Annotated in this window: 2 protein-coding genes; both read right to left on the reverse strand. The window is 66.3% G+C overall.

Annotation, left to right across the window (positions count from 1 at the left end; translation table 11 throughout):
* Positions 1-626, reverse strand: a 626-nt coding sequence (locus RMO40_RS02205; RefSeq protein WP_309715655.1) for a response regulator, incomplete at its 3' end; no start/stop codon positions are given.
* Positions 607-2,392, reverse strand: a 1,786-nt coding sequence (locus RMO40_RS02210) for an ATP-binding protein (protein ID WP_309715658.1), incomplete at its 5' end; no start/stop codon positions are given. The genes RMO40_RS02210 and RMO40_RS02205, both read right to left, overlap by 20 nt.

The raw sequence follows: 2,392 nt of genomic DNA on the forward strand, positions 1-2,392 counted from the left end.
AGGGCCGACTGCTCGCGCAGCCACACCAGCAGCTCTTCGGGCACCAGGCCCGGCGCGACGGCAAAGTAGGTGTGCATCAGCTGGCGTGCGAGCGCCGTCTGCCACACCGCCATGCCCGCACACAGATCGTTGCTCAGATGAACCGCCATGGTCGCGTGGCCAAAGGCGTCGAGCGCGTTGCGCGCCTGCCGCGCCTGCCGCGCGCTCTGCATGTGCACCGACATGCGGGCGAGCACCTCTTGCGGCCGGATGGGCTTGGTGACGTAGTCGACACCACCTGCAGCGAACGCCGCCACCACGTGCTCGGTGTCGGTGAGGCCGGTCATGAAGATGATCGGGATGTGCGCGGTGTCGGCCTGCGCCTTCAGGCGGCGCGCCACCTCGAAGCCGTCCATGCCGGGCATCACGGCGTCGAGCAGCACCACGTCGGGCAGGGTTTGGGCAGCGCGTTGCAGCGCACTCTCACCGTTTGTGGCCACCAGCACGGTGTAGCCCGCTTCATCGAGCGCGTCGTGCAGCAGCGACAGGTTGTCGGGCACGTCGTCGACGATCAGCACCACGTCGCTCATGGTGCGATCGGGCAGCTTGTCACCCGCAGGGGCGTTGTCAGAGCGTGGGTTGGTCATGGAGCGCACGGCGCACGAGGCCGCTCATCGCGTCGAGTTGGAAGTTGCGCGCCAGGCCACGCAGGTGGTCCACGAAGCTGGCGTGGGCCGCATTTTCGCCTTCGATCTCGTCGAGCTTTTTCACGATGCCACGGAAGTAGCCGAGGCTGATCAATTCGTCGAGCGCCTGGAGCTGGCTTTCACGGGGCAGCACCCAGCTTGCCGGTGCGGGCGCTGCGCTGGTGGTGGCACTCTCGCGCGGCACCTCCAGCCATTCGAGCGCGAGGCGTGAGCCCAGCCAGTCGAGCAGCTCGTTGACACGCACCGGCTTGAGCACAAAGTCTTTGGGGGTGATGCCGACGTCGTTTTCCAGGTCTTTGTCGAAGGCGTTGCCCGAGACGATGGCGATGGGTGCGCTGCTCAGTTGCTGCGAGCGAATGGCGCGGATGGTGGCCCAGCCGTCGATGCCCGGCATGGCCAGGTCCATCAAGATGGCGTGTGGTGCAAACGCACTCACCACCTCCAGGCACTCGTGGCCCGAAGCGGCCTGCTTCAGCTCGAAGCCCAGCGGCTGCAGCACCGTCACCAGCAGCGAGCGGTCGACCTCTTCGTTGTCGACGATCAGGATGCGACGGCGTTCACCGCGGTAGCCGATGCGGCTCGCGCGCGGCACCTCGAGCGCGGCCACTGCACCGCGCGCTTCGGGCAGGAAGAGACGGATGCGGAACACCGTGCCCACGCCCACGGTGCTGCTGACCGTCATCTCGCCGCCCATCAGGTCGGTGAGCATCTTGCCGATGGTGAGGCCCAAGCCCGTGCCACCGCTGCTCGCCTCGGAGCCGCGCGCGAAGGGCTCAAAGATGTGCTCGATCTCGTCGGATGCGATGCCGGGGCCGGTGTCTTCGATCTCGAACAGCGCCATCTCGCGTGCATAGCGCAAGCGAAACACCACCCTGCCGGTGTGCGTGAACTTGACCGCGTTGCCCAGCACGTTGATGAGAATCTGCTGCAGCCGCTTTTCGTCGGCGCGCACCACCTCGGGCAACACATCGGCCAGCTCGGCCCGGAACTCGATGCCCTTGCCGGCGGCTTGCAGCTCGAACATGCGCACGATCTGCTGCACACAGTCGCGAAAGCGCAGCGGCTTGGGCTCCAGGCGCAGCTTGCCGCCTTCAATACGAGCAATGTCGAGCGTACCTTCGATGAGCGAGAGCAGGTGGTCGCCACCACGGCGGATCACGCTCACCGCCTGCTTGCGGTGCGCCGGGATCGACGCGTCTTCTTCGAGCAGCTGGGCGTAGCCGAGGATGCTGTTGAGCGGCGTGCGCAGCTCGTGGCTCACGGTCGTGATGTAGCGGCTCTTGGCCTGGTTGGCCAGCTCGGCCTGATGACGCGCGCCTTCGGCTTGGAGTTTGGCGTCTTGCAATTGCAGGTCGGTCTGGCGGTGCGAGTCAATCTCGCGTCGCAAGGCCAGCGTCTGCTCGTGCACCGCCTGCGTCTGGCGGTTCGATTCTTCCTGCGCCACCTGCCGGCTCTTGTGCGTGAGCACCAGCCACCAGGCGACGATGCCGCTCACCAGCAGCAGCGCCGCAAATGCCTTCAGGAAACCGAGCTTCAAGGTCGGGCCCAGTGCTTCGGCCTGCTCGCCCAGCGTGCGCAGCTCCTGTTGATAGAGCAAGGCGAACACACCCGCCAGCAGCGGCACCACGATGGCCATCACCAGCAGGTAGTGGCCGAGACCGGTGTCGATGTAGGGCCACACCCGCTGGGGCAACAGCTTGCCCAAG

Source organism: Rhizobacter sp., assembly GCF_031412075.1.
GTDB lineage: Bacteria > Pseudomonadota > Gammaproteobacteria > Burkholderiales > Burkholderiaceae_C > Rhizobacter.